Origin of the sequence: Rhodobacter xanthinilyticus (assembly GCF_001856665.1) — a bacterium.
Taxonomy (GTDB): Bacteria; Pseudomonadota; Alphaproteobacteria; order Rhodobacterales; family Rhodobacteraceae; genus Rhodobacter; species Rhodobacter xanthinilyticus.
Map to the genome: position 1 here is coordinate 1,807,108 of NZ_CP017781.1, position 23,387 is coordinate 1,830,494.

Here is a 23,387-nt window from a genome sequence, read left to right on the forward strand (position 1 = left end):
CGATGATCGACCCCTCCGCCAAGATCCACCCTGCGGCGGTGATCGAGCCCGGCGCGGTGATCGGCCCCGAGTGCGAGATCGGCCCGTTTTGCGTGATCGGCCCCGAGGTGCGGCTTGGGCGCGCGGTGCGGCTGCAAAGCCATGTGGTGATCGCGGGCGATACCGAGATCGGCGACGAGACCTCGGTCTTCCCCTTCGCCTCGCTCGGCCAGATCCCGCAAGACCTTAAATTCAAAGGCGAAAAGACCCGCCTTGTGATCGGGGCGCGCAACCGCATCCGCGAATATGTGACGATGAACGCCGGCACCGAGGGCGGCGGCGGCGTGACACGTGTGGGTGATGACGGGCTCTTCATGGCGAACTGTCACGTCGCCCATGATGTCACGATCGGCAACCGGGTGATCCTCGTCAATTCGGTCGCGGTGGCGGGGCATTGCCATCTCGAGGATGACGTGATCGTCGGCGGGCTCTCGGGGGTGCATCAATGGGTGCGCATCGGGCGCGGCGCGATCATCGGCGCGCTCTCGATGGTGACCTCGGATGTGATCCCGCATGCGCTCGTGGCCGGGCCGCGGGCGGGGCTCGAGGGGCTCAACCTCGTCGGCCTGAAGCGCCGCGGCACGCCGCGCGCCGAGATCAGCGCGCTGCGCGAGCTCTACATGGCGCTCTCGGAGGGCAATTTCCGCGAACAGGCCCGCAAGCTCCATGACGAGGGCGTCGAGGGCGATCTCGCCCGCGAGGTGCTCGATTTCATCCTCGGTCCCTCGGACCGCAGCTTCCTGACGCCGCGATGAGCGCAGATGTGGCGCTGATCGCGGGGACGGGGGCGCTGCCGGGGCTTCTGGCGGCGGCGCGGCCGGGGATGCTGATCTGTGAACTCCATGGCTTTGCCTGCGCGGTCGCGGGCGCCGAGCCGCTCGTCTTCCGCATCGAACGGCTGGTGCCCTTCCTCGACACGCTGGTCGAGCGCGGCATCACCCAGGTCTGTTTCGCCGGCGCGATCCGGCGCCCGCGGCTCGAGCCCGAGCTTTTCGACATGCGCACCGCGAGCCTCGTGCCGCGGCTTCTGCCGGCGTTTCAGGCGGGCGATGATGCGAGCCTGCGCGCGGTGATCGGGCTCTTCGAGGAGTGGGGGCTCGAGGTCGTCGGCGCCGATCAGATCGCGCCCGCGCTCGTGCCCGGGGCGGGGCTCCTCGCGGGCGCGCCCTCGGAGGCCGATACCCGAGACGCCGCGCGCGCGGCCGAGATCGTCGCGGCGCTTGGCGCGGCCGATGTGGGGCAGGGCGCGGTGGTGGCGCAGGGCCTCTGTCTTGCGGTGGAAAGCCTGCCCGGCACCGATGCGATGCTCGCCTTCGCGGGCGCTCATCGCGCGATCCTGCCCGAGCCCGCGGGCGCGCGCGGGGTGTTTTACAAGGCGCCCAAACCCGGCCAGGACCGGCGCGTCGATCTGCCCGCGATCGGGCCGCAAACGGTGGCGAACGCCGCCGCCGCGGGCCTTGCGGGGATCGCCTTCGAGGCCGGGGGGATCTTGCTCCTCGACCGCGAGGAAACCATCAAAGCCGCTGAAAACGCAGGAGTTTTCCTATGGGCGCGGGAGGCTTGAAGCTTTTTCTGATCGCCGGCGAGGCCTCGGGCGACAAGCTCGGGGCGGCGTTGATGGCGGGGCTGAAAAGCCTCGCGCCGGGGGTCAGTTTCGCGGGCGTCGGCGGGCCCTTGATGGCGGCCGAGGGGCTCGAGAGCCTCTTCCCGATGGAGGAGCTGTCGGTGATGGGCCTCGTCGAGGTGCTGCCGAAATACCGCGCCCTCAAACGCCGCATCGCCGAGACCGCCGAGGCCGTCGCCGGTTTTGCCCCCGATGCGCTGATCACCATCGACAGCCCGGATTTCTGCCTGCGCGTCGCGCGGGCCGCGCGTGCGGCGCGGCCGGAGCTGCGCACGATCCATTATGTCGCGCCCTCGGTCTGGGCCTGGCGGCCCGGGCGGGCGGCGAAAATGGCCGAGGTCATCGACCATGTGCTCGCGCTTTTGCCCTTCGAGCCGCCCTATATGGAGGCCGCGGGGATGAGCTGCGATTTCGTCGGCCACCCGGTCGTGGCCGAGCCGCGCGCGAGCCGCGCCGAGGCGGCGGCCTTCCGCGAGACCCATATGATCGGCCCCGAACAGCCCTTGGTGCTGTGCCTGCCGGGTTCGCGTCGGGGCGAGGTCGCGCGCCTCGGGCCGCGGTTCGATGAGGCGCTGATCCGGCTGCGCGACCGCGAGCCGGGGCTGCGGGTGGTGCTGCCGACCGTGCGCGGCGTGGCGCCGCTCGTGCGCGAGATGACCGCGCGCTGGCCGGTCGCGCCGATCGTCGTCGAGGAGACGGCCGACAAGCGCGCGGCCTTCGCCGCCGCCGATCTCGCGCTCGCGGCCTCGGGCACGGTCAGCCTCGAGCTCGCCGCGAACCGCACGCCGATGGTGATCGCCTATGACGCGAATTTCCTGACCTGGCATATCGCCTCGCGGATGGTGAAGATCGACACGGTGACGCTGGTCAATCTGGTCTCCGAGACCCGGGCGGTGCCGGAGTTCCTCGGCCCGCGCTGCCGGCCCGGGCTGATCGCGACGGCGCTTTTCGAGCTATTGGAGAACGCGGGCGCGCGCGGCGCGCAGGCGGCGGCGATGGAGGTGACGATGGCGCGGCTGGGCGAGGGCGGCGAGGCGCCGGGGCTGCGCGCGGCGCGCTCGGTGCTTGCGAAGCTTGGATGAAGAACGACGCGTAAGCTCTTGATTATCCTCGCACTTGCCCTGACTTCGCCGGCGGGCATGGCGGCTACGCCCGACCCGGCCGCAGGCGCCGCCGCCTATCAGAAGGCCTGCGCGCGCTGTCATCGCGACCCGGCGAAACTCGTGGCGCAAAGCGCGGGGGCGCGCACGGCCGAGGATTTCGCGGCCTGGCTCAGCGCCTATCTTGCCACGCACCACACCCCCGGCCCGCAGGCCGCCGCCGATATCGCCGCCTGGCTCGCCCTGCGCTGATCAGCGCTCCATCGGCACCACATCGACCGCCTGATGGCTCTCATGCGCGCCCGCCGTGCGCAGCGCGCCCAGCACCGGCGCGACATCGGAATAATCGCGCCCGATCGCCACGGTGATGTAATCGAGCCCGGCGGGCTGGTCATTCGTCGGGTCGAACTCGACCCAGCCCATCTGCGCCCCCGCCCAAGCCCGCACCCAGGCATGCATCGCATCGGCGCCCTCGAGGCGCGGCTGGCCGGGCGGCGGGAAGGTGCGCAAAAACCCCGAGACATAGCCCGCCGGGATGCCGAGCCCGCGCAGGCCCGCGATCATCACCTGCGCGAAATCCTGGCACACGCCATGGCGCGCGGTGAAGGCCTCGAGCGGCGCGGTGTCGACGGTGGTGGCCTCGGCGTCAAAGCGCATCTCGCGGTGAAGCGCGCGGCCGATCGCCTCGATCGCGGCGAAGGCGGTCATGCCCGGGGTGATCAGCGCGCGGGCGAAGGCGGTGATCTCGGGCACCGGGCGGATCCGCGGCGAGGCGCCGAGGAAATGGTGGGGCGCCTGCGGGGCGAGGCTTTGCTCGGCCGCGATCTCGGCGGCAAGGCCCGCGAGCGGCGGCGAGAGGTCAAGCACGGGAGGGGGCGCGGCGCGCTCGACGGTGGCGGTGAGGGTGAAGGCCGCGGCCGAGATCGGCTTGTGCCAGGCGACCGAGGTCATCGCATTGCCGAAGAAATCGAGGCTGTCGCGGCGTTCATCGGGGAGCGGGTCGATGCTCAGGAGCCGGCGCGTCACGCGCTGGGTGCCGGGCGCATCCGAGGGCAAGAGCCGCAGCAGGTTGCGCGTGTGATCGGCGGGGGCGGCGTAGCTGTAATCGATCACGAGGCGGATGTCGTAACGCATGGGCCCCTCAGCGCAGATAGGCGGTTGTGAGCAGATCGGAGGCCGCCGCGATCTCGCCGCGCAGCGCGATCAGCCGCTCGGAGGTGATCTCGCGCGGCTCGGCCACCTGCAGCGCGCTCTGGATCGGCACGAGCGCGCGCGAGAGCGGCGCGAGGCGGCCGTTCGTCACCGCATCGGGCAGCGCCATCGCGAGCGCCCGCATCCGCTGGATCTGGAACAGGATCGAGCGCGGGTTGTCGCCGTCGAGCGCGAGCAGGTCGATCACCGTATCGCGCGAGGTCTCGACGCGGTAGCGGCGCTGGTGGGTGATCACGCTGTCGGCGACCTCGACGGCAATGTCGAGCGAGCCCGCCGGCGCCTGCGGATCGGCAAAGACCGTAAGCATCGCCGCCAGCGCATCGGCGCGTTCGAGCGCGCGGCCGAAGCTGAGGAACCGCCAGCCCGAGAAGCGATACATGTTTTCATGCACGAGGCCGGAAAAGCCGGTGATCTTGCGCACCAGAACCGACATCGCGCGCGCGCAATCATCGCCCGGGCGCGCGGTGCGGCTCATCTGGCGGGCGGTTTTCACCAGATCGCCGAGCGCCGCCCAGCCATCTGTGGAGAACCGGTCGCGCACCTTCGCCGCACAGCCCCGCGCGATCTCGATGCGCCCGATCAGCGCCTCGGGGATCGGCTCGTCGAGCGTGTAACCATAGGGCGCGAGGAAGCTCTCGAGCGCCTTGAGCCGCGGGTCGGCGGGGTTGTCGGTGGCGGCGAGGCGCAGGTGATAGGCGCGGATCAGCCGGATCGCATCCTCGGTGCGCTCGACATAGCGGCCGAGCCAGTAGAGATTGTCGGCCGCGCGCGAGGGCAGCGTGCCCGAGGTGGTCCGGCGGAACTCGGTGCTGGGCGGGATCAGGGTTTCGGGCTTCACCGGCTGATCGGCGACCACCCAGACATCGGCGACGGAGCCGCCGCGCTGCATGGCGAGCGCGCCCGCATCGCCCGTGCGCCCGATCCGCGCATAGCCGCCCTTCATGAACTGCCAGCCCGAGGGGGTGCGCGCGGCAAAGACCCGCACCGTCATCGGCCGCGGCAGCACGCGCCCGCCGGCCTCGGTCTCGACCCAGGCGGGCGTGGTGGAGAGCGTCACCGCCTCCTGACCGACGAGCTGGCCGCCCTCCTGGGTGAGCCAGTCGGCGATGCTCTCTCGCGCGCTGTCGCGGAATTTCGTGCCAAGCGCGGTGGTGGCGCCCAGATCGAAGGGCAGATCGACCGCATAGGCCGAGCCGATCATCATCCGCGCGGCGTTTTGCTCGACATAGGCGCGCTCGGGCCCGCCGCCGCACCACCAGGTCGCGATATTGGGGATCGCGAGCGGCTTGCCGGTCAGCACCTCGGCGATGCGCGGCCAAAACGCCATCATCGCGCGGATCTCGAGCACGCCCGAGCCGAGCGCATTGACCATCGCCAGATTGCCCTGCCGCACCGCCTCCATCAGCCCCGGCGCGCCGATCTGGCTCGTGGGGTCAAGCTCGAGCGGGTCGGCGAAGGCCGCGTCGATCCGCCGCCAGAGCACGCCCAAGGGCTGCGGCCCCATGATCGTGCGCACCATCGCCTGACCGTCCTCGACCAGAAGATCCTCGCCCTCGAGCAGCATCATGCCGAGGTAGCGCGCGATATAGGTCTGCTCGAAATAGGTGTCGTTCGAGGGGCCGGGCGTCAGGATCGCGGTGCCGCGCTCGCGCCCGCCGGGGCCCTGCGCGAGCCCCGTCATCGCGGTGCGGAAGGCGCCGAAAAAGCCCGCCAGCCGATGGATATGGGCGCGCGGGAAGCGCTCGGGGAAGATCCGCCCGGTCGCCATCCGGTTTTCGAGCGCAAAGCCCGCCCCCGAGGGCGCCTGCGTGCGATCGCCCAGCACGAACCACGACCCGTCGGGCGAGCGGCCGATCTCGAAGGCGAGAAAATGCAGGTAATGCCCGCCCTTCGGCGCCACCCCGACCATCGGGCGCAGCCATTGCCGCGAGCCCGCGATGAGCTCCGCCGGCAGATGGCCCTCGGCGACGAGCCGCCCCGGCCCGTAGAGATCGGCCATCACCCGCTCGAGCAGATCGGCGCGCTCGGCCAGCCCCGCGCAGATCCCCTCCCATTCGCGCTCGTGCAAGATCACCGGGATATGCGAGAGCGGCCATTCGCGCTCGGCCAGCGGGTCGTTGGAATATTGCCGGAAGAACACCCCCGCATCGCGCAGATACTGGTTGCCGCGCTCGAACCGCGCGGCGATCTCGGCATCGCTCAGGCGGGTGAAGCGCTCCACGAAGCGGCGCCACACCGGGCGCATCTGGCCTTGGGCGTCGAAGAGTTCATCCGCGACGCCCGGGGTCAGGCCATAGGCCGCAAACAGGTCTTGCGGCGGGGTTTTCTGCGCTTCGGCCATCGGGGGCACCGGCTCCTGAGAGGTCAGACGAGCCCTATGGGCCGCCGCAGATCAAGCGTCAACGGGAATTCCGGGTGCGGGATCTCCGTTGCCGGGGTGTAGCTGCCTCCGGTATGACCCCACGGCTCGAACCGCGCAAGCCTGCGCGCCTCGGCCTCATAGGCATTGACCGGGAAGGTGTCGTAATTGCGCCCGCCGGGGTGGGCGACGTGATAGGTGCAGCCCGCCAGCGCGCGGCCCGTCCAGTCATCATAGATGTCGAAGGTGAGCGGCGCGTTGACCGGCAAGACCGGGTGCAGCGCCTCTGCCGGCTGCCAGGCCTTGAAGCGCACGCCGCCGACCGAGACGCCGGAGGTCTGGGTGCGGGCCAAGGGCACGGGGCGGCGGTTCACCATGACGCGGTAACGATCCTGATGCAGCGTGGTCAGTTTCACCTGAAGTCTCTCGACAGAACTGTCGGTATAGCGAACGGTTCCCCCGATCGCGCCGGTTTCGCCCAGAACATGCCAGGGCTCGAGCGCCTGGCGCAGCTCGAGATGCACGCCCTCCGCCGCGATCTGGCCGCAGAACGGGAAGCGGAACTCGGCCTGCGCCTCGAACCAGACCGGGTCCATCTCGAAACCGTGGTGCTTGAGATCGGCCAAGAGCGAGAGCAGATCCTCCCAGAGGTAATGGGGCAGCATGAACCGGTCATGCAGCACCGTGCCCCAGCGCACCGGCCGGCCCTTGACCGGCGCCTTCCAGCACCGCGCGATGATCGCGCGCAACAAAAGCTGCTGAGCGAGCGACATCCGCGGATGCGGCGGCATCTCGAAGCCGCGGAACTCGACAAGGCCGAGCCGGCCGGTCGGCCCGTCGGGCGAGTAGAGCTTGTCGATGCAGATCTCGGCGCGGTGGGTGTTGCCGGTGACATCGGTGAGCATGTTGCGCAGCAGCCGGTCGATCAGCCAGGGCGGCGGCAAGGGCCCGCCCGCAACCGGGTCGCCGATCTGGCTGAGCGCGATCTCGAGCTCATAGAGCGTGTCGTGGCGCGCCTCGTCGATGCGCGGGGCCTGCGAGGTCGGGCCGATGAAGAGGCCGGAGAAGAGATAGCTCAGCGAGGGGTGGCGCTGCCAGATCAGGATCAGCGATTTGAGCAGATCGGGGCGGCGCAGGAACGGGCTGTCATTGGGCGTGGCGCCGCCGACGACGACATGGTTGCCGCCGCCCGTGCCGGTATGGCGCCCGTCGATCATGAATTTATCCGCGCCGAGCCGCGAGAGCCGCGCCTCCTCATAGATCGCCTCGGTGGTGGCGACGCACTCCTCCCAGCTCGAGGCGGGGTGGATATTGACCTCGATCACGCCCGGGTCGGGCGCCACGCGGATCACGTTGAGGCGCGCATCATGGGGCGGCGCATAGCCCTCGATATGGATCGGCAGGCCGAGATCGGCGGCGGTCGCCTCGGCCGCGGCGATGATCTCGAGATAGTCCTCGAGCGTGTCGCAGGGCGGCATGAAGAGGCAAAGCTTGCCGTCGCGCGGCTCGATGGCGAGGGCGGTGCGCACCCAGCCGCCCGCGGGGTCGACACCCTCGCCCAGATGGGCGTCCTGCGGCATCCATTTTTGCCGCTCGGCGGGCTTGGCGCCGGCGGTGAAGCCCTGCGCATGGCCGGGGCTGACGGGCGGCATCATCTCGGCGCGCTCGGCCTCCTCGCGGGCGATGCGGTCGATCTCCTCCTGCGCGGCGCGGCGCCGCTCGGCGATGCGGGCGTGGAAATCGGGGAGCGGACCGACGGCGACGGTCGGGTCGGCGGGGGTGGCGTAGGGGTATTGCGCGGGCGGGATATAGGGGAGCGCGTTGAGCGGCAGGCGGAACCCCACCGGGCTGTCGCCGGGGATCAGGAAGATATGGCCGCGCCGCGGCTTCCACAGCTCCGAGCGCCATTGCGCGGGCTTGTCGGCCGATTGCCAGAGCCGCTGCACCGGCAGGATATAGCCCGCAGGCTCGGTCAGCCCGCGCGAGAACACCCGCGCAAACCGCGCCCGGTCCTCGGGGTTCTTCAGCTTCGAATTCTCCGGGCTGACATTCGGGGGGAGGTTGGCCTCCTTCAGGATCCACTCGGCGGGGTCTTCATAGGCGGGCTGGGCGTAATTCGGATCGAGCCCGAGCTTGGTGGCAAAGCGCGCCAGAAACACGCCCGCCTCGGCCGCGCCCATCGGCTCGGGCGCCGCCTCGCGGGCGATCAGATCGGGGTTTTGCCACACCGGCACGCCATCGCGGCGCCAATAAAGCGAGAAGGTCCAGCGCGGCAGGCTCTCGCCCGGATACCATTTGCCCTGGCCGTAATGCAAAAAGCCCCCCGGCGCGAAGCGGCTTTGCAGCCGCCGGATCAGGCCGTCGGCGAGGCCGCGCTTTTGCGGGCCGACGGCGGCGGTGTTCCATTCCGCGCTCTCGAAATCGTCGATCGAGACGAAGGTCGGCTCGCCGCCCATGGTCAGGCGCACATCCCCCGCCGCGAGCTCGGCATCGACCTTTTGGCCGAGCGCGTTGAGCCGCTCCCAGGCCTCGTCGGAAAACGGCTTGGTGATCCGGGGGTGCTCGGCCACGCGCTTGATTTCCATGTCGAAATTGAAATCGACCTCGGGCGCGCCGGCGGCGGAAAAGCCGCCCACGATCGGGGCCGCATTGCGGAAATGCGGCGTCGCGGCGAGCGGGATATGGCTCTCGCCGGTCAAGAGCCCCGAGGTCGGATCAAGCCCGATCCAGCCCGCGCCGGGCAGATAGACCTCGCACCAGGCATGCAGATCGGTGAAATCGTGATCGGTCCCCGAGGGCCCGTCGAGCGATTTCACATCGGGCGTGAGCTGGATCAGATAGCCCGAGACGAAGCGCGCCGCAAAGCCCAGATGGCGCAGCACCTGCACCAGAAGCCAGCTCGAATCGCGGCACGAGCCCGAGCGTTTGGAGAGCGTTTCCTCGGGCGTCTGCACGCCGGGCTCGAGCCGGATCGTGTAATTGACCTCCTGCGAGATCCGCGCGTTCAGCATGACGAGAAAATCGACGGTGCGCTTCGGGGCGTAATCGACGCTGCCCATGAACTGCGCCAGAAGCGGGCCCTCGGGCTCGGGCGTGCGGTAGATCGACAGATCCTCGCGCAGCTCCTCGGGGTAGTCGAAGGGCCAGAATTCCGCGCTCTCCTCGACGAAGAAATCGAACGGGTTGTAGACCGTCATGTCGGCCACCAGATCGACCTCGATCTTGAACTCGGTCACGGGCTCGGGGAACACGAACCGCGCGAGCCAATTGCCATAGGGGTCTTGCTGGTGGTTCACGAAATGCCCGCCGGGGCTGACCTTGAGGCTGTGCGAGATGACGCGGGTGCGCGAATGCGGCGCGGGGCGCAGGCGGATGATCTGCGGGCCCAGCGTGACGGGGCGGTCGTATTTGTAATGCGTCAGGTGATGGATGGATGCGTAGATCGCCATGGGGCCCGCCTTTTGGTTGCGCTCGGGGCAAGTTTAGGCGGGCGCGGGCGGGGCTTCACGTCAAAAGCCGCGGTTTCGCGCGGGGGATGCAAGGTTTCTATGCGGGCGCTGAAATTTTGGGCAGACAGGCGCCGGGCAGGAGCCCGCGCAAAACCGCCCGTCGCGCGCGCCCGGGGCGGATAAACACTTTCAGATCAAGGGGAAAGTGGCGGAGAGACAGGGATTCGAACCCTGGGTCGGCTCACACCGACAACGGTTTTCGAGACCGCCGCATTCGACCACTCTGCCACCTCTCCGCGTCAGGGGTCTTCGTGAGGCGGGGATTTAGCGGGGCTTTTCGGCACATGCAACCGCTTTTTGCACGATTTTTGCAATTCCTTCAGAGAGGGCTGCGAGGCTCGGGCGCGCGCCGCGATCCGGGCCTTGATTTGTTGGCGCGGGGGCCGGGCGCGGGGGCGGTGGTGGCTGGCCGCGGGCGGCGCGATCGGCTAGCCTCGGGGGCGAGGATGACGAAGGAGAGACGCATGGGCCGAATCTCTGCGACCCGCCTGCGCGGCGCGCTTGCCGTTGCGGTGATGTTCTGCGCGGCGCCCGTGGCGGCCGACCCCGCGCGGATTCTCGATCTGCAACAGATCGAGCCGCTCTTCGAGATCCTGCGCGACGAGGGGGTGGCTTACGGCGAGGACCTCTCGCAGGAGATGCTCGGCCGCGCCGCCGATCCCGGCTGGATCCGCGAGCTGCGCGCGATCCATGCGCCCGAGCGGATGATCCCGGCCTATCGCGCCGAATTCACCGCGGCGCTTGGCGGGGCAGATCAGGCGCGGATCGAGGCCTGGCTCGCCTCCGATCTCGGCCAGCGGGTGATCACGCTCGAAATCGCCGCGCGGCGCGCGCTGCTCGACCCGGAGGCCGAGGCCGCCGCGCTCGCCACCGCCGCCGAGGCCGCCGACCGGGGCGATCCGCGCATCGCGGCGGTGCGCGGGCTGATCGCGGCGGGCGATCTGGTCGAGAACAATGTCACCGGCGGGCTGAATGCGAATCTCGCCTTTTACCGCGCGCTCGCGGCCGGGGGCGGGGTGCCCTATGACGTGAGCGAGCCCGAGATGATCGCCGCCGTCGTCGCGCAGGAGGGCGAGATCCGCGCCGATGTCGCGGCCTGGGTCGAGGCCTATCTGTTCCTGGCGCTGAGCCCGCTCACGCCTGAGGAGATCACCCGCGTGGCCGAGTTCACCGCAAGCCCCGCCGGGCGCGCGCTGCTTTCGGCGGAAAACCGCGGCTTTGATCGGGTGTTTGAACATAGCTCGGGCGCGCTCGGGCGGGCGCTGGCGCGGCGGCTGACCGCCGAGGCGCTCTGATCACCACCGCCCGCTCGCGCCGCCCCCCGAGGAGCGCCCGCCGCCAAAGCCGCCGCCCGAGCCCCCGGGCCCGCGCGCCGCGATCGCATAGGGCCGGCTCTCGCGCCAGCCGCAGGCCGGGCAGCTTTGCCGGCGCAGGCCGCGCCCGCTGGCGGTGGCGGTGGCGGCCTCCTCGACCACCTCGTCGCGCAAGATCCCCCGATGCCCGCAGCTCGGACAGCGCGCAAGCCGCCCGCCGAGCCGCCAGACCCGCCCGCGCAGCACCAGGAACGCCGCCGCCGCCGCGAAGAGCGCGAAGGGCAGGGCGCCCGCCCAGCTGCGCGGCGCGGGCGCGGGCGCGAGCCCCGCGGCGTGGCGCTCGGCGATCTTGGTGAGCACCGCGCCCACCCCCGCCTCGATCCCCTCGGCCATCCGCCCCTCGCGAAAGGCGGGCAGCATCACCCGGTCGATCACATCCTGCGCGGGGATGTCGTACTCGGGGCTGTAACCCGCGCCGAGCTCGATGCGCATCTCGCGATCCTCGGCGAGGATGAGGATCAAGATCCCGTCGTTGCGGGTGGCGTCGCCGATCCCCCAGCCGTTGAAGAGCCGTGTCGCAAAGGCCTCGAGCGAGGGCGCGGGGTCGTAATCGGCGCGCGTGGGCAGGGTGACGAGCACCGCCTCGATGCCGGTGCGGGCGCGCAGATCGCTGAGCTCGGCGCGGATCCGCGCGGCGGCCTCGCGCGGCAGAAGGCCCGCAAAATCATTGACCGCAAGCTCGCCGGGCGCGGGCCAGGGCTCGGCCTGCGCCGCCCCGCATAGCCCGAGCAGCAGCGCCATCACCGCAAAACTCCGAAGGATTCCTCGCCACATCGCCCGCCTCCCTGATCTGCACCGACTTTCCGCGCCCCGGCGCCGCAGGTCAAGCGCGCCGCCGCCGGACCGGGGCCGGAAAGGTCCGCGCCGCAAAGCCGCCCGGCGGATCCGGTCCGGTGGCGGAAATTCACCCGTTGCAAAGCCTATGCGGCGGATGAATCATCCCATAAAGGCCACACTACAGGATCTGATGCGATGGATATCCTCGACCGCAAGATCGCCGCCGCGCTCGCCCGCGATGCCCGCCTCTCGATGGCGCAAATCGGCGCCGAGGTCGGGCTCTCCACCTCCGCCGTCAACGACCGGATCCGGCGGCTGAGCGCCCGCGGCGCGATCCGCGCGATGCGCGCCGATTGCGACCCCGAGGCCTTCGGGCTCGATGTCGCGGCCTTCGTCTGGGTGGCGCTCGCCCCCGGCGCCGATGAGGCGGGCTTTCGCACCGCGATGGCCGCCGCGCCCGAGGTCACCGCCTGCCACCACGTCACCGGCCCCTGGTCCTATCTCGTGCAGATCCGCGTGGCGGGGCTCGGCGCGGTGGAGGGCTTTCTGGCGGGGCTGAAAGCCGTGGGCTGGATCGCGCGCTCGGAGACGATGATCGCGCTCTCGAGCGTGGTCGAAGCGCCGTTTCTCTTCCGGGGGTGAGGATGGATCTGTTGTTTTTCAAGGCCTTGCTGATGGGGCTCGCGATCGCGGCGCCGCTCGGGCCGATCGGGGCGCTGTGCATCCAGCGCACGCTCGCGCGCGGCTTGGCGGCGGGCGTTGCGGGCGGGATCGGCACCGCACTCGCCGATGCCGCCTATGCCGCGACCGCGGCGGCGGGCTTTGCCACCTTCGCGGCGGTGCTGACGCGCATCTCGCTGCCGCTCGGCCTCGCGGGGGGCGGGTTCCTGCTCTGGCTTGGCTGGAAGGGCTGGCCGCGCAAGACGGCGGCGCCCTTGGCCGCGCAAGCCCCCGCCACCCGCGGGCTCTGGGCGACCACCGCCACGACCTTCGCTCTGACACTCACCAACCCCGCCACGATCCTGAGCTTCGCCGCGATCTTCGCAGGCCTTGGCCTCGCACGCGAGGCCAACCCCGCCGCCGCCGCGACCACCGTCGCGGGCGTCTTCACCGGCTCGATGCTGTGGTGGATCTTCCTCTCGGCCACAGTCGCGACACTTCACCACCGCCTGCCGCCCGGGTTCGCGCTCTGGGTCGCGCGCGCATCGAGCCTGACGATGGCCGCTTTCGGGATCTGGGCGCTTGGCGGCGCGCTGCGCCAGCTGATCGCCTGACACGACCGTCGTGGGGGCGCTGCCCCCTCGGCCCTTGCGGGCCCCCCGGGATATTTTTGCATCATTGAAGCGCAGGGCTTTCCTCTTCAATGATGTCGAAATATCCCGGGGGGCCCGGAACGGGCGGGGGCAGCGCCCCCTCCGCGCTCAGCGCAGCAGGGCGGCGGCGAAATCGCGCAGCCGGATCAGCGCGGCTTCGAGCGCCGCATCCTCGAGCGTGAGCGCGATCCGCAGATGCCCCGCCGCCGGCGCCCCGAAGCTCTCCCCCGGCATCACGCAGATCTTTTCCTCATCGAGCAGGCGGCTCGCGAACGCGGCCCCGGAGAGCCCGGTCTCGCGGATATCGAGCATCGCATACATCGCGCCCGAGGGCGGGATCAGCCGCAGCCCCGGCACCTGGCCGAGCACCCGTCGCACGATCTCGCGCCGGCGCCGGAAGGGCGCCGCCACCGCCGCCTCGAAGCTCGCGCCCCGGCGCAGCGCAAAGAGCGCGGCATCCTGGATGAAGCCCGGCACGCCATAGGTCGAGTTCAGCGCGAGCTCGAACCCCGCCTGAACCACCGCCTCGGGCGCGATCATCCAGCCGATCCGCGAGCCGGTCATCGCATGGCTTTTCGAGAGCGAGCCGAGCACCACCGTGCGCTCGGCCATGCCGGGAAGCGCGCGCGGGCTGAGCGCGGGGCCCTCCCAGACCTGCGTCTCATAGACTTCATCGGAGATCAGCCACAGATCCTCCGCCTCGCAGGCGGCGGCGATATCGGCAATGGTTTCCGGGGTATAGACGACGCCCGTCGGGTTGTTGGGGGAGTTGATCAGCAAGGTTTTCGCGCCCGGCGCCGCGGCGCGGATCGCGGCCGCCTTCGGCTGAAACCCGTCCTGGGGAAGCGCCACCACCTCGCGCGCCTCGGCGCCCGCCGCGCGGATCGTGCCGGGGTAGGTCGCGTAATAGGGCGCGATGAAGAGCCCCGCATCGCCCGGATCGAGGAGCAGCTGATGGGCGGTGAAGAGCGCCGCCTGGCCGCCCGGGGTGACGAGCACATGTTCGGGCCCGGTCGGCACGCCCGTGCGCGCCGTGACGCGCGCGGCGATCTCCTCGCGCAGCGCGCGGATGCCCTGGATCTCGGTATAGCCGGTGTGACCGCTCGCCGCCGATTGCGCCATCGCCGCGAGGATCATCGGGTCGGTCTTGTGATCGGGCTCGCCGATCGAGAGCATGGTCACCGGCTCGCCCGCCGCGATCATGCCGCGCGCGCGGATCAGCAGCTCCCAGCCATTGCCGCCGGTGCCGCACATATGGGCGACGCGCCGTGCCAGTTCCATCGAATGTCCTTTCAACTGTCGGGCGGGAGCAGGCCGAGCCCCCGCAGGTAAATGCCGATCCCGCTTTCCAAAAGCGCTTCGGGCTCGAAGGGGGCGGCGGCGCCGGGGGCGGCGCGGGCGTGGAGCTCGACGACGCCATGGCTCATCGCCCAGACATGGGCCGCCACCATCGCCGCGGGCGGGCGCCGCGCGGGCGGGATCGCGGCGGTGAGCGCCTCGGTCGCGCGCAACATCGCCTCTTCGGCGCGGCGCGCCTGGGCGGCGAGATCGGGGTGGCCCGCGCGCGGCAGGCCGCTTTCGAACATCGCCATGTAATGGCCCGGGAAGCGCCGCGCGAAGGCGAGATAGGCGCGCCCGACCGCCCCGAAGGCGGATAGCGACGAGGGTTTGCCCCCCGCCCAGGCATGCTCCAGGAGATCGGCGAAAATCGCGAAGCCCTGGCGCGCACATTCCGCAATCAGATCCTCACGGCCGGCGAAATGGCGATAGACCGCCGCCGGCGTCACCCCCGCATCCTTCGCCGCCTCCGAAAGCGTGAAGCCGACCGGCCCGCGCTCGGCAATCAGCTTGAGCGCCGCATCGACCAGAGCCTGACGCAGATTGCCGTGATGATAGCCCTGTTTAGCCATTCAGGAGCTTGATCCCCCCGCAGATGGATTTATCCACCTTGCCAATGGCTTGCAGGTCTTTCTTCGCGTAATCGACGGCGTTCAGCACGGTCTGGATCGCGGCGATGCGCGCGCGCATCTTGTCGTCCGAGCGGATCACCGTCCAGGGCGCGTGCCTGGTATCCGAACAGGCCAGCGTCTCGGCAATCGCCTCCGTATAGGGCTGCCATTTCTTCAGCCCCTCGACATCGACCCAGCTCAGCTTCCATTGCTTGCGCGGATCGGCCTCGCGCTCGAGGAAGCGCAGGAGCTGCTCGGCACGGTCGACCGAGAGCCAGATCTTGACGAGGATGATGCCCTCCTCGACCAGCATCTTCTCGAAATCGGGGAGCTGGGCGAAGAAATGGCGCCGCTGCACCGGGGTGCAAAAGCCGAAGACAGGCTCGACCACGCCGCGGTTATACCAGGAGCGGTCGAAGATCGCGATCTCGCCCGCGGCGGGCAGCCAATCGACATAGCGCTGGAAATACCATTGCGTCGCCTCCCGCTCCGAGGGTTTGGGCAGCGCCACGACATAGGCCGAGCGCGGGTTGAGGTTCTCGGTCAGGCGCTTGATCGTGCCGCCCTTGCCGGCCGCGTCGCGCCCCTCGAACACCACCGCCAGGCGCTTGCCGGTCGCCTTCAGATCCCAGAGCATCTTGACGAGCTCGATCTGAAGCCGCTCCATCTGCGCCTCGTAGTCCTTCTTCGACATCTCCGCGCGATAAGGATAGGAGGGCGAGAGGATCTCATCCTTCTTGCGCGCCGCGATCGCGGCACGGAGCTCGGCGGGCGCCTCCTCGTTGAGGAATTTGGTGATGTCGCCGACGAAGGGAATCCCCGGCTCGACCGGCTCGGGCGCCGCGATCGGGGCCTTCGGCGCCTTTTTCCCGGCCTTGTCCTTTTTCTTGCCCATCCGCGCCTCCTGTCAGGATTTCAGGCCACTATAAACCCGCGCGAGGGCGCCGCAAGGCAGGAAGGGGGCGCTGCCCCCTCGGCCCTCGCGGGCCTCACCCCCGGGATATTTCGGCATCGTTGAAGAGGAAAACCCTGCGCTTCAATGATGCAAAAATATCCCGGGGGGCCCGGAACGGGCGGGGGCAGCGCCCCCTCGACCTCTGGATCAGGCGCCGATGTCGGCCAGATCGTAGGGCGTGTCCTGATAGATCTGGTTGATCCAGTTGCCGTAGAGCAGATGCGCGTGGCTGCGCCAGCGGTTGGTCGGCACCCGGGCCGGATCATCCTCGGGGTAGTAGTTCTTCGGCACGTTGATCGCCTTGCCCGCGGCCACATCGCGGTCGTATTCTTCCTTCAGCGTGCCGCTGTCATATTCGAAATGGTTGAAGATATAGAGCGCGCGGTGGCCCGGATCCTCGACGAGGCAGGGCCCGGTCTCATCGGAGGCGATCAGGGTCTTCAGCCCGGCGGCGGCGATTTCGTCCTGATGCATCTCGGTCCAGCGGCTCACCGGCACCAGAACATCATCGGAGAACCCGCGCAGATAGGGCGAGGCGGGCGCGAGATTGCGGTGGCGGAAGCAGCCGAAGGCTTTGTGATCGAGCGGGTGTTTCTGGATCCCGTGGAAATGATAGGCCATCGCCATGCCGCCCCAGCACACGCCGAAGGTCGAGAACACATGGCTTTGCGTCCAGTCGAAGATCCGCGTCAGCTCCTCCCAATAGGTGACCTCCTCGAAGGGGATCTTCTCGATCGGCGCGCCGGTCACGATCAGCCCGTCGAATTTCTCGCCCGAGGCCTCGACCTCGGCGAAGGGGCGGTAGAAGGTCTCCATATGTTCGGCGGCGGTATTCTTCGTCTGATGCTCGGTCATCCGGATCAGCTGGAAATCGATCTGGATCGGCGTCGCGCCGATCAGCCGGGCGAACTGGTTCTCGGTCTGGATCTTCTTCGGCATCAGGTTGAGAAGCCCGATCCGAAGCGGCCGGATCTCCTGACGGGCGGCGCGTTCGGGCGTCATCACCATGACCCCCTCGCGCGAGAGGATCTCGAAGGCGGGGAGCGTTTCGGGCAGGGTGATCGGCATGATGGTCTCCGGGGCTCTCTGGCCGGAATAAGGTCAACAGGTCGGCGCGCGGGGTCAGCCGGGCAGGGCGGCCGCGATCAGCGATGTAAGGTCTTTGACGTCGCGGACAAGGGCCACATCCTCGGCGCGCAGCTTCACGCCCCAGTTGCGCGCCATCGCCGCGTAGCGCGGCTGGCGGTGGTCGAGCGCCTGGGCGTAGGTCCAGCGGACGAAATCATCGGGGTTGACCTCCTCCTCCTTCAGGCCGCGCTCGACCCGGTATTCGACCCATTTGCGCTCGAGAAATTGCGGCTGGTAATACATCGGCTTCGGCGCGCGGTCGAAGCGGCGCACGAGCTCCTCGGTATGGGCCTCCGAGCCCTCGATCCAGATCATCAGCAGGTTGTCGGAGAGCGCGCGCAGGATCGGATCGGCGCGGTCCTCCGGGTCCACCACCTCGCAGATCGAACCGCCCGAGTCGCAGACGAAATTGCCGATCCCGTAAATCTCGCGGGCGCGGGAGACGAAATGCACCGTGTCGAGCAGCGCCGATTTCTCGGCCGCTCGGTGCTGGTTCTGGCGGCGCATGTATTCCTCGAAGGGCAGGCCCCCCTTCGCCTCGGAGCCGGGTTTACCGAGATATGTCGAGAGCGGCGCGAGATTGTCGAAGGTGATGTTCGACGCGATGAAGACTGAATCCGAAAGCAGCAACTCGCGCAGGAACGGCACTTTCATCGCCTCGCGCTTGAAATTGTCGGCGATATACTCGCCCATGTAGCGCGTGCCGATCCGGTAATCGACCGAGTAGTGGAACCACCCCGCGCCGCGCAGCATCGCCGAGAGATAGGTCTTGCCCAGACCCGACATGCCGAAGAACAGCACCTTTTTCTGGCTCGCCGCGAGCCATTCCGCGCGGGTCTGATAGATCATCGCTCACCTCTTGCCTCGGCCGGGTTCTACCGCGCCCGGCGCGCGCCGTCACGCGGGTTTTGCCCGGAGATGCGAAAGCCCCGCCGAACCGGGCGGGGCTTTGCAAAGGCTTGGTCCGGCGGGGGCTCAGAAGGTGAAACCCACCTTGATCCCGGCGGCAACGGCGTAGTTGTCGTTGAAATTCGCGCGCGCGGCGCCCGCGGTCGCGGCGCTGGCATCGCCGAGCTTGAGATAGCGCACGCCGGCGGTGACCTTCATGTTGTCACGCTTGTAGATCGCCGCGACGCCGATGCCCTTGTAGCCATCGGTCGGCAAGAGCGGCGAGACATTCTTGTCGCCGCCGACATTTTCCCAGGTCGCGAAGACCGAGCCCGACCAGGTGTCGTTGAACTTGTGGCCGACGCCGAGCGTGTAGGTGGTCGAATTCTCGAGGTCGACGAGGCCCGAGCCGGTGATCGTGTTCAGCGCGACCGGATCGATCTTGAACTGTTTCCAGTGCACCCAGCGGATCGAGCCGAAGGCCAGCCAGTTCGGCGCGATGCCGGTCTGGAAGTCGAGGTTGAGCGCCTCGGGGGTGTTCACATCGGTGGTCGAGAGCACCGAGGCCGGCAGGCCGACGAGCGCAAAGACCGGCGCGGTTTCGATCGTGTCGAAGCTGTGCTTGACCTTCGATTGATAGGTCAGCGCGACACGCAGCGCGATTTCCGGCTTTTCATAGGCCGCGCCGATCACATAGCCGGTGCCCCAGCTGTTGCCGAGGGCCGATTTGTAGCCCGAGATCGCGCCATAGCCGAGCCCGCTCAGGCCCACCGCCGCCGAAGCGTTGGAGAAGCGCACCCCGCCATGGGCGGAGAAATTCTCGTTGAACTTGTAACGCAGAAGCGCGGTATAGCCTTCCGACTGCACATTGGCGTAGGTGCCCGCAAGCTCCGGCGCCCCGGTCGCGGGATATTCGATATCCGCGCCGTAGAAGTGGTCGTAAATGAAGGCGCCCGAGAGCTTGTCGTTGAACTCGTGCTTGATCGCGATCCCCGGCAGGTAGTGGTTGCCGGCGACGCCGCCGGTGCCGATGCCGGTGAACACGCCCGTGCCGTCCACCGACGGGCGCACGCGCCCATAGGACAGCTCGACATAATTCGCGCCCTCTTCGAACAGAATGCCGATCGGCTGCGTCGAGCGCTCGATCCCCCCGGCGGAAGCTGCAGATGCCCCCATGGCCAGCACACCGGCCATCATTGCAACACGTCCCATTTGATCCTCATCCCTACGTGTTAGATTTGTGATTGACCGACCCTAACATGACGAAAACGTGAATCAATCTGGGCTGCGGCCTGACGCTACGTCGCCCGGCCATGCTGCGCTGCGGCTTGTGTCTTCGTCAACACGACTGATCGGTTCAATTTGAGGCAAGCCCGAAGACGCCGAGCGCGGCGAGCCACAAAAGGCACAGCGTCAGCGCGACGAGCGTCGCGGCCCAGGGCGTGTAGCGCGGGGCGGGCAGGGGGGCGGGCGCGCGGCGCGTCGCGGCGGGTTTTCGAGCCATTCTGGCCTCCATGACTTCTGGCCTTCGTAAATTTCTTGCGGCCATTAAACTGCTGTTAGGTAAATTCTGGCTTAACGGGGTCATGAAAACCCTCGATGTCTTCGATAGCCCCTGTGATAGCGCCGGCTGGGAGCTGGCGGGCGAGGCCCTGGTGCCGGGCGCGGGGGGGGGCGCGTTGCAACAGGACTGGGCCTATGGGGTGATTGCGGCGGGCGCGGGGCGGCGGGTGCGGCGGCTCGAGATCCGGCAGGGCACCGAGCGGATCGGGCTGGCGCAGGCGATCGGGCGGCGCGGGCTGTGGCTGATCAGCCGCGGGCCGGTGTTCGCGCCCGGGCTCGCGCCCGATCTGCGCCGCGCGGCGCTGCGGGCGGTGGCGCGCGCGCTGCCGGGCGTCACCCTCGTCACGCCGGAGGAGCCGGTGGCGGGCTTTGGGCTGATCCCGCTCGTCACCGCGCGCCATCAGGCGATCTGGTCGCTCGGCCCGGAGGAGGCGCATCTGCGCGCAGGCCTCGAGGCGAAATGGCGCAACCGTCTGGCCGCGGCCGAGCGCGCGGGGCTGCGCCTTGTGCCCGAGCCCGAGCCCGGCTGGCTGATCCGCGCCGAGGCCGATCAGCGCGCCGCGCGCGGCTACAAGGCGCTGCCGGGGGAGTTCATCCGCGCCTGGGAGATCGCGCGCCCGGGCGGGGTTCTGGCGCTCGCGGTGCTCTCGGAGGCGGGCGAGAAGATCGCGGGCGGGGTGTTCTTGCGCCACGGCCGCGGCGCGAGCTATCAGATCGGCTGGTCGGGCGAGGAGGGGCGGGCGCGGGGCGCGCATAATCTGCTCTTGTGGCAGGCGGGGCTGCGGCTGCGCCGGGCGGGGGTGCGCCGACTCGATCTGGGCGATATCAATTCCGAGGCCGGGGCGGGGCTGATGCGCTTCAAGCTCGGCACCGGGGCGGTCGCGCAAAGCCTCGGGGCGAGCGCGCTGGTGCTGCCCTGAGCCTGCGTGGCGCGCGCGGCGCGCCGCTTCGCCCGGGCCGCGCCACAATCTCTCCCGGAATTTGCCGCTCTTCTCCGGCAAGACGCTTGCCGGGAGCCCGCGTCACGGTTAATCCGGGGGCGTTTGACGAAACAGGACTTTGCGCATGGCATTCAAGGCACCTTCCCCCACGCCGAAAGGCTTGTGGCGGCGCACCCCGCCGGCGGTGTTCCCGCCGACTCTGGGGCTTTTGGGGCTGGCGCTCGGCTGGCGCCGCGGGATGGGGGAATTCGCCCTGCCGCCGGGGCTTGCCGACATGCTTCTGGGCGCGGTGACGCTGTTTGCGCTCTTTGCGCTGCTGACCTATGCGGTGAAATTCATGCGCCGCCCCGCGGTCGTGCTCGAGGATCTCAAGATCCTGCCCGGCCGCGCGGGGCTCGCGACGCTGGTGCTCTCGGTCTATCTGCTCGCCGCGGTCTTCGCGCCGCTCTCGCCCGAACAGGCGCGCCCGATCCTGCTCGCGGGCATCGTGATGCATCTGGCGCTCACCGGCGCGGTGATCTGGGGCTTTGCCCATGGCCCGGCCGAGCAGCGCCGCGTCAGCCCGGTCTGGCATCTGATGTTCACCGGCTGGATCGTCGCGGCGAATTCCGCGCTCGTGCTGGGCCTTTTCAACCTCGCGATCGGGCTCTTCTGGGTCTCGCTCTTCGCCGCGGTGGGGATCTGGACGGCCTCGCTGCAACAATTCTCGCGCGAAAGCGTGCCCGCGCCGCTGCGCCCCTTCCTCGCGATCCATCTGGCGCCGGTGGCGCTGCTCGGCTCGGCCGCGCAAAGCCTCGGCGCGCAGGGCATCGCGCAGGTCTTCGCGATCGGCGCGCTGATGCTCGTCGTGCTCTTCGGGCTGCGGATCCGCTGGCTGCTGGCGGGCGGGTTCACCCCGTTCTGGGGCGCCTTCACCTTCCCGCTCGCCGCCACGGCGAATTTCTGGCTCTTGATGGGCGGGTTCTGGCGGCTGCCGGGGGCGGTGATGCTGGTGGGCGCGACGGTGCTGATCCTGCCGATCGCGTTTCGGATCTTCAAACTCTGGGCCAACGGCCAGCTCGCCGTCAAATCCAACGCCGCGATCGCGTAAAGGGCTTGCATCCGGCGCGGGTCCGTGAAACAGGGGCGTGCCAAACGTCCCCTGCCAAGGAGCACCCGATGCAGATTCGTGAGGCCCTCACCTTCGACGACGTCCTGTTGGTTCCCGCCGCGAGCAGCGTGCTGCCCTCGACCGCCGAAACCTCGACCTTCGTCACCCGCAAGATCCGCCTCAACATCCCGCTGATGTCCTCGGCGATGGATACCGTGACCGAGGCGCGCATGGCGATCGCCATGGCGCAGGCGGGCGGGATCGGCGTGATCCACAAGAACCTCGACGTGGCCGCCCAGGCCGCCGAGGTCCGCCGCGTCAAGCGGTTCGAGAGCGGCATCGTCTACAACCCGGTCACGCTCACCGCCGATCAGACGATCGCCGACGCCCGCGCGCTCTCGGCGCAATACAATTTCACCGGCTTCCCGGTGGTCGATGCCGAGCGCCGCGTGGTCGGCATCGTCACCAACCGCGACATGCGCTTTGCCACCGCCGATGACACGCCGGTTTCGGCGGTGATGACCTCGGACAATCTCGCGATCCTGCGCGAGCCGGCCGACCGCGACGAGGCGATCTCGCTGATGAAAGCGCGCCGGATCGAGAAGCTCTTGGTCACCGATGCGCAGGGGCACCTGACCGGGCTTTTGACGCTCAAGGACACCGAAATGGCGGTGCTCAACCCCTCGGCCTGCAAGGATGAGCTCGGCCGGCTGCGGGTTGCGGCGGCGACGGGCGTGGGCGACGCGGGCTTTGCGCGCTCCGAGGCGCTCGTCGATGCGGGCGTCGACATCATCGTGATCGACACCGCGCATGGCCATTCGGCGGGCGTGATCGAGGCGGTGGCGCGGGCGAAAGCGACCTTTGGCGACAAGGTGCAGGTGATCGCGGGCAACGTCGCCACGGCGGCGGCGACGAAAGCGCTGATCGAGGCGGGCGCCGATGCGGTCAAGGTCGGCATCGGCCCGGGCTCGATCTGCACCACGCGGATGGTGGCGGGCGTCGGCGTGCCGCAGCTCACCGCGATCATGGATTGCGCGGGCGCGGCGGGCGATGTGCCGGTGATCGCCGATGGCGGGATCAAGTTCTCGGGCGATTTCTCGAAGGCGATCGCGGCCGGGGCCTCGGTCGCGATGGTCGGCTCGATGATCGCGGGCACCGATGAGAGCCCGGGCGAGGTGATCCTCTATCAGGGCCGCTCGTTCAAGAGCTACCGCGGCATGGGCTCGCTCGGCGCGATGGCGCGCGGCTCGGCCGACCGCTACTTCCAGAAGGACGCGGCCTCCGACAAGCTCGTCCCCGAGGGGATCGAAGGCCAGGTGCCCTACAAGGGCCAGGTCGCGGCGGTGCTGCATCAGATGGTCGGCGGCTTGCGCGCCTCGATGGGCTACACCGGCAACGCCACCGTGGCCGAAATGCGCAAGAACTGCCAGTTCGTGCGGATCACCGGCGCGGGGCTGAAGGAAAGCCACGTCCACGATGTGCAGATCACCCGCGAAAGCCCGAACTACCGGGTCGGCTGAGCGGCTTTTGAGATCGAAAGCGGCGCGCGGGGGGGACCTCGCGCGCC

General features: G+C 69.2%; 21 protein-coding genes and 1 tRNA gene. 10 read left to right on the plus strand and 12 right to left on the minus strand.

Annotated features, from left to right (window positions below; genetic code table 11):
- Positions 1–2: 2 nt before the first annotated feature.
- From lpxA to LPB142_RS08940, 4 genes are read left to right on the plus strand one after another with little or no spacing between them, the layout of a single operon-like run.
- Positions 3–794: an acyl-ACP--UDP-N-acetylglucosamine O-acyltransferase gene (lpxA, locus tag LPB142_RS08925; protein WP_068766804.1), complete on the plus strand. Its 792-nt coding sequence runs from the start codon at positions 3–5 to the stop codon at positions 792–794.
- A complete protein-coding gene (locus LPB142_RS08930) occupies positions 791–1,603 on the plus strand; it encodes an LpxI family protein (RefSeq protein WP_071166162.1) in 813 nt (270 codons plus the stop codon). Before lpxA ends, LPB142_RS08930 begins: the two co-directional genes overlap by 4 nt.
- On the plus strand, positions 1,600–2,745 hold the full coding sequence (lpxB, locus tag LPB142_RS08935) for a lipid-A-disaccharide synthase (protein ID WP_071167196.1): 1,146 nt from the start codon (positions 1,600–1,602) through the stop codon (positions 2,743–2,745). The genes LPB142_RS08930 and lpxB overlap by 4 nt, the downstream gene beginning before the upstream one ends.
- A gap of 57 nt (positions 2,746–2,802) precedes the next feature.
- Positions 2,803–3,015, plus strand: coding sequence for a hypothetical protein (locus tag LPB142_RS08940; RefSeq protein ID WP_071166163.1), 213 nt, complete (start codon positions 2,803–2,805; stop codon positions 3,013–3,015).
- Here LPB142_RS08940 and LPB142_RS08945 read toward each other — a convergent pair whose 3' ends face one another.
- From LPB142_RS08945 to LPB142_RS08960, 4 genes are all read right to left on the minus strand, one after another.
- The gene (locus LPB142_RS08945; protein ID WP_071166164.1) at positions 3,016–3,897 is read right to left on the minus strand and encodes a transglutaminase family protein; all 882 of its coding nucleotides are present in this window, start codon (positions 3,895–3,897) and stop codon (positions 3,016–3,018) included.
- Between the two features lie 7 nt (positions 3,898–3,904).
- Positions 3,905–6,316 (minus strand): circularly permuted type 2 ATP-grasp protein, encoded by a 2,412-nt coding sequence (locus tag LPB142_RS08950; protein WP_068766808.1) that lies wholly within the window; start codon positions 6,314–6,316, stop codon positions 3,905–3,907.
- Between the two features lie 23 nt (positions 6,317–6,339).
- Complete coding sequence (locus LPB142_RS08955; RefSeq protein WP_071166165.1) at positions 6,340–9,783, minus strand: transglutaminase family protein; 3,444 nt, start codon at positions 9,781–9,783, stop codon at positions 6,340–6,342.
- A gap of 206 nt (positions 9,784–9,989) precedes the next feature.
- Positions 9,990–10,079: transfer RNA gene (locus tag LPB142_RS08960), tRNA-Ser, on the minus strand.
- A 228-nt stretch (positions 10,080–10,307) separates the two neighbouring features.
- Here LPB142_RS08960 and LPB142_RS08965 point away from each other — a divergent pair.
- Positions 10,308–11,138 (plus strand): DUF2059 domain-containing protein, encoded by an 831-nt coding sequence (locus LPB142_RS08965; RefSeq protein ID WP_071166166.1) that lies wholly within the window; start codon positions 10,308–10,310, stop codon positions 11,136–11,138.
- On the opposite strand, the gene LPB142_RS08970 is transcribed toward LPB142_RS08965, so the two are convergent.
- Entirely contained in the window at positions 11,139–11,990 is an 852-nt protein-coding gene (locus LPB142_RS08970; RefSeq protein WP_071166167.1) for a TPM domain-containing protein, read from the minus strand. It abuts the gene before it with no gap.
- A gap of 198 nt (positions 11,991–12,188) precedes the next feature.
- On the opposite strand from LPB142_RS08970, the gene LPB142_RS08975 reads away from it, so the two are divergent.
- Positions 12,189–12,635, plus strand: coding sequence for an Lrp/AsnC family transcriptional regulator (locus LPB142_RS08975; protein ID WP_068766811.1), 447 nt, complete (start codon positions 12,189–12,191; stop codon positions 12,633–12,635).
- Positions 12,636–12,637: 2 nt separating this feature from the next.
- On the plus strand, positions 12,638–13,267 hold the full coding sequence (locus tag LPB142_RS08980) for a LysE family transporter (RefSeq protein ID WP_071166168.1): 630 nt from the start codon (positions 12,638–12,640) through the stop codon (positions 13,265–13,267).
- A gap of 147 nt (positions 13,268–13,414) precedes the next feature.
- Here the strand turns inward: LPB142_RS08980 and LPB142_RS08985 are convergent, their stop codons facing one another.
- The 7 genes from LPB142_RS08985 to LPB142_RS19050 all read right to left on the minus strand — a co-directional run bounded on the left by LPB142_RS08985 (position 13,415) and on the right by LPB142_RS19050 (position 19,730).
- Complete coding sequence (locus LPB142_RS08985) at positions 13,415–14,587, minus strand: pyridoxal phosphate-dependent aminotransferase (RefSeq protein WP_071166169.1); 1,173 nt, start codon at positions 14,585–14,587, stop codon at positions 13,415–13,417.
- Between the two features lie 11 nt (positions 14,588–14,598).
- Complete coding sequence (locus LPB142_RS08990) at positions 14,599–15,216, minus strand: TetR/AcrR family transcriptional regulator (RefSeq protein WP_068766814.1); 618 nt, start codon at positions 15,214–15,216, stop codon at positions 14,599–14,601.
- Entirely contained in the window at positions 15,209–16,150 is a 942-nt protein-coding gene (gene ppk2 / locus LPB142_RS08995) for a polyphosphate kinase 2 (RefSeq protein ID WP_083392643.1), read from the minus strand. Before ppk2 ends, LPB142_RS08990 begins: the two co-directional genes overlap by 8 nt.
- Positions 16,151–16,357: 207 nt before the next feature.
- A complete protein-coding gene (locus LPB142_RS09000; RefSeq protein ID WP_068766815.1) occupies positions 16,358–17,278 on the minus strand; it encodes a homoserine O-succinyltransferase in 921 nt (306 codons plus the stop codon).
- A 54-nt stretch (positions 17,279–17,332) separates the two neighbouring features.
- Positions 17,333–18,187 (minus strand): ATPase, encoded by an 855-nt coding sequence (locus LPB142_RS09005; protein ID WP_068766816.1) that lies wholly within the window; start codon positions 18,185–18,187, stop codon positions 17,333–17,335.
- Positions 18,188–18,313: 126 nt separating this feature from the next.
- Positions 18,314–19,438 carry an OmpP1/FadL family transporter gene (locus LPB142_RS09010; RefSeq protein WP_071166170.1) on the minus strand — a complete coding sequence of 375 codons (1,125 nt, stop codon included), beginning with the start codon at positions 19,436–19,438 and terminating at the stop codon, positions 18,314–18,316.
- Positions 19,439–19,583: 145 nt separating this feature from the next.
- Entirely contained in the window at positions 19,584–19,730 is a 147-nt protein-coding gene (locus tag LPB142_RS19050; RefSeq protein ID WP_156506885.1) for a hypothetical protein, read from the minus strand.
- An 82-nt stretch (positions 19,731–19,812) separates the two neighbouring features.
- On the opposite strand from LPB142_RS19050, the gene LPB142_RS09015 reads away from it, so the two are divergent.
- The 3 genes from LPB142_RS09015 (at position 19,813) to guaB (ending at position 23,340) form a co-directional block, all read left to right on the plus strand.
- Positions 19,813–20,709 carry a GNAT family N-acetyltransferase gene (locus LPB142_RS09015; RefSeq protein ID WP_071166171.1) on the plus strand — a complete coding sequence of 299 codons (897 nt, stop codon included), beginning with the start codon at positions 19,813–19,815 and terminating at the stop codon, positions 20,707–20,709.
- Between the two features lie 145 nt (positions 20,710–20,854).
- Positions 20,855–21,820: a TDT family transporter gene (locus tag LPB142_RS09020; protein ID WP_071166172.1), complete on the plus strand. Its 966-nt coding sequence runs from the start codon at positions 20,855–20,857 to the stop codon at positions 21,818–21,820.
- Between the two features lie 68 nt (positions 21,821–21,888).
- Complete coding sequence (gene guaB / locus LPB142_RS09025; protein WP_068766820.1) at positions 21,889–23,340, plus strand: IMP dehydrogenase; 1,452 nt, start codon at positions 21,889–21,891, stop codon at positions 23,338–23,340.
- Positions 23,341–23,387 lie beyond the last annotated feature (47 nt).

Bases quoted from the DNA above. Each gene is read 5' to 3' on its own strand.
- guaB (WP_068766820.1), top strand. From the start codon at position 21,889: ATGCAGATTCGTGAGGCCCTCACCTTCGACGACGTCCTGTTGGTTCCC.
- LPB142_RS08930 (WP_071166162.1), top strand. From the start codon at position 791: ATGAGCGCAGATGTGGCGCTGATCGCGGGGACGGGGGCGCTGCCGGGG.
- LPB142_RS08980 (WP_071166168.1), top strand. From the start codon at position 12,638: ATGGATCTGTTGTTTTTCAAGGCCTTGCTGATGGGGCTCGCGATCGCG.
- lpxA (WP_068766804.1), top strand. From the start codon at position 3: ATGATCGACCCCTCCGCCAAGATCCACCCTGCGGCGGTGATCGAGCCC.
- LPB142_RS09010 (WP_071166170.1), bottom strand. From the start codon at position 19,438: ATGGGACGTGTTGCAATGATGGCCGGTGTGCTGGCCATGGGGGCATCT.
- LPB142_RS08975 (WP_068766811.1), top strand. From the start codon at position 12,189: ATGGATATCCTCGACCGCAAGATCGCCGCCGCGCTCGCCCGCGATGCC.
- LPB142_RS08945 (WP_071166164.1), bottom strand. From the start codon at position 3,897: ATGCGTTACGACATCCGCCTCGTGATCGATTACAGCTACGCCGCCCCC.
- ppk2 (WP_083392643.1), bottom strand. From the start codon at position 16,150: ATGGGCAAGAAAAAGGACAAGGCCGGGAAAAAGGCGCCGAAGGCCCCG.
- LPB142_RS19050 (WP_156506885.1), bottom strand. From the start codon at position 19,730: ATGGCTCGAAAACCCGCCGCGACGCGCCGCGCGCCCGCCCCCCTGCCC.
- LPB142_RS08990 (WP_068766814.1), bottom strand. From the start codon at position 15,216: ATGGCTAAACAGGGCTATCATCACGGCAATCTGCGTCAGGCTCTGGTC.
- LPB142_RS09015 (WP_071166171.1), top strand. From the start codon at position 19,813: ATGAAAACCCTCGATGTCTTCGATAGCCCCTGTGATAGCGCCGGCTGG.
- LPB142_RS08985 (WP_071166169.1), bottom strand. From the start codon at position 14,587: ATGGAACTGGCACGGCGCGTCGCCCATATGTGCGGCACCGGCGGCAAT.
- LPB142_RS09020 (WP_071166172.1), top strand. From the start codon at position 20,855: ATGGCATTCAAGGCACCTTCCCCCACGCCGAAAGGCTTGTGGCGGCGC.
- LPB142_RS08970 (WP_071166167.1), bottom strand. From the start codon at position 11,990: ATGTGGCGAGGAATCCTTCGGAGTTTTGCGGTGATGGCGCTGCTGCTC.
- LPB142_RS08940 (WP_071166163.1), top strand. From the start codon at position 2,803: ATGGCGGCTACGCCCGACCCGGCCGCAGGCGCCGCCGCCTATCAGAAG.
- LPB142_RS08955 (WP_071166165.1), bottom strand. From the start codon at position 9,783: ATGGCGATCTACGCATCCATCCATCACCTGACGCATTACAAATACGAC.
- LPB142_RS08965 (WP_071166166.1), top strand. From the start codon at position 10,308: ATGGGCCGAATCTCTGCGACCCGCCTGCGCGGCGCGCTTGCCGTTGCG.
- LPB142_RS09005 (WP_068766816.1), bottom strand. From the start codon at position 18,187: ATGATCTATCAGACCCGCGCGGAATGGCTCGCGGCGAGCCAGAAAAAG.
- LPB142_RS09000 (WP_068766815.1), bottom strand. From the start codon at position 17,278: ATGCCGATCACCCTGCCCGAAACGCTCCCCGCCTTCGAGATCCTCTCG.
- LPB142_RS08950 (WP_068766808.1), bottom strand. From the start codon at position 6,316: ATGGCCGAAGCGCAGAAAACCCCGCCGCAAGACCTGTTTGCGGCCTAT.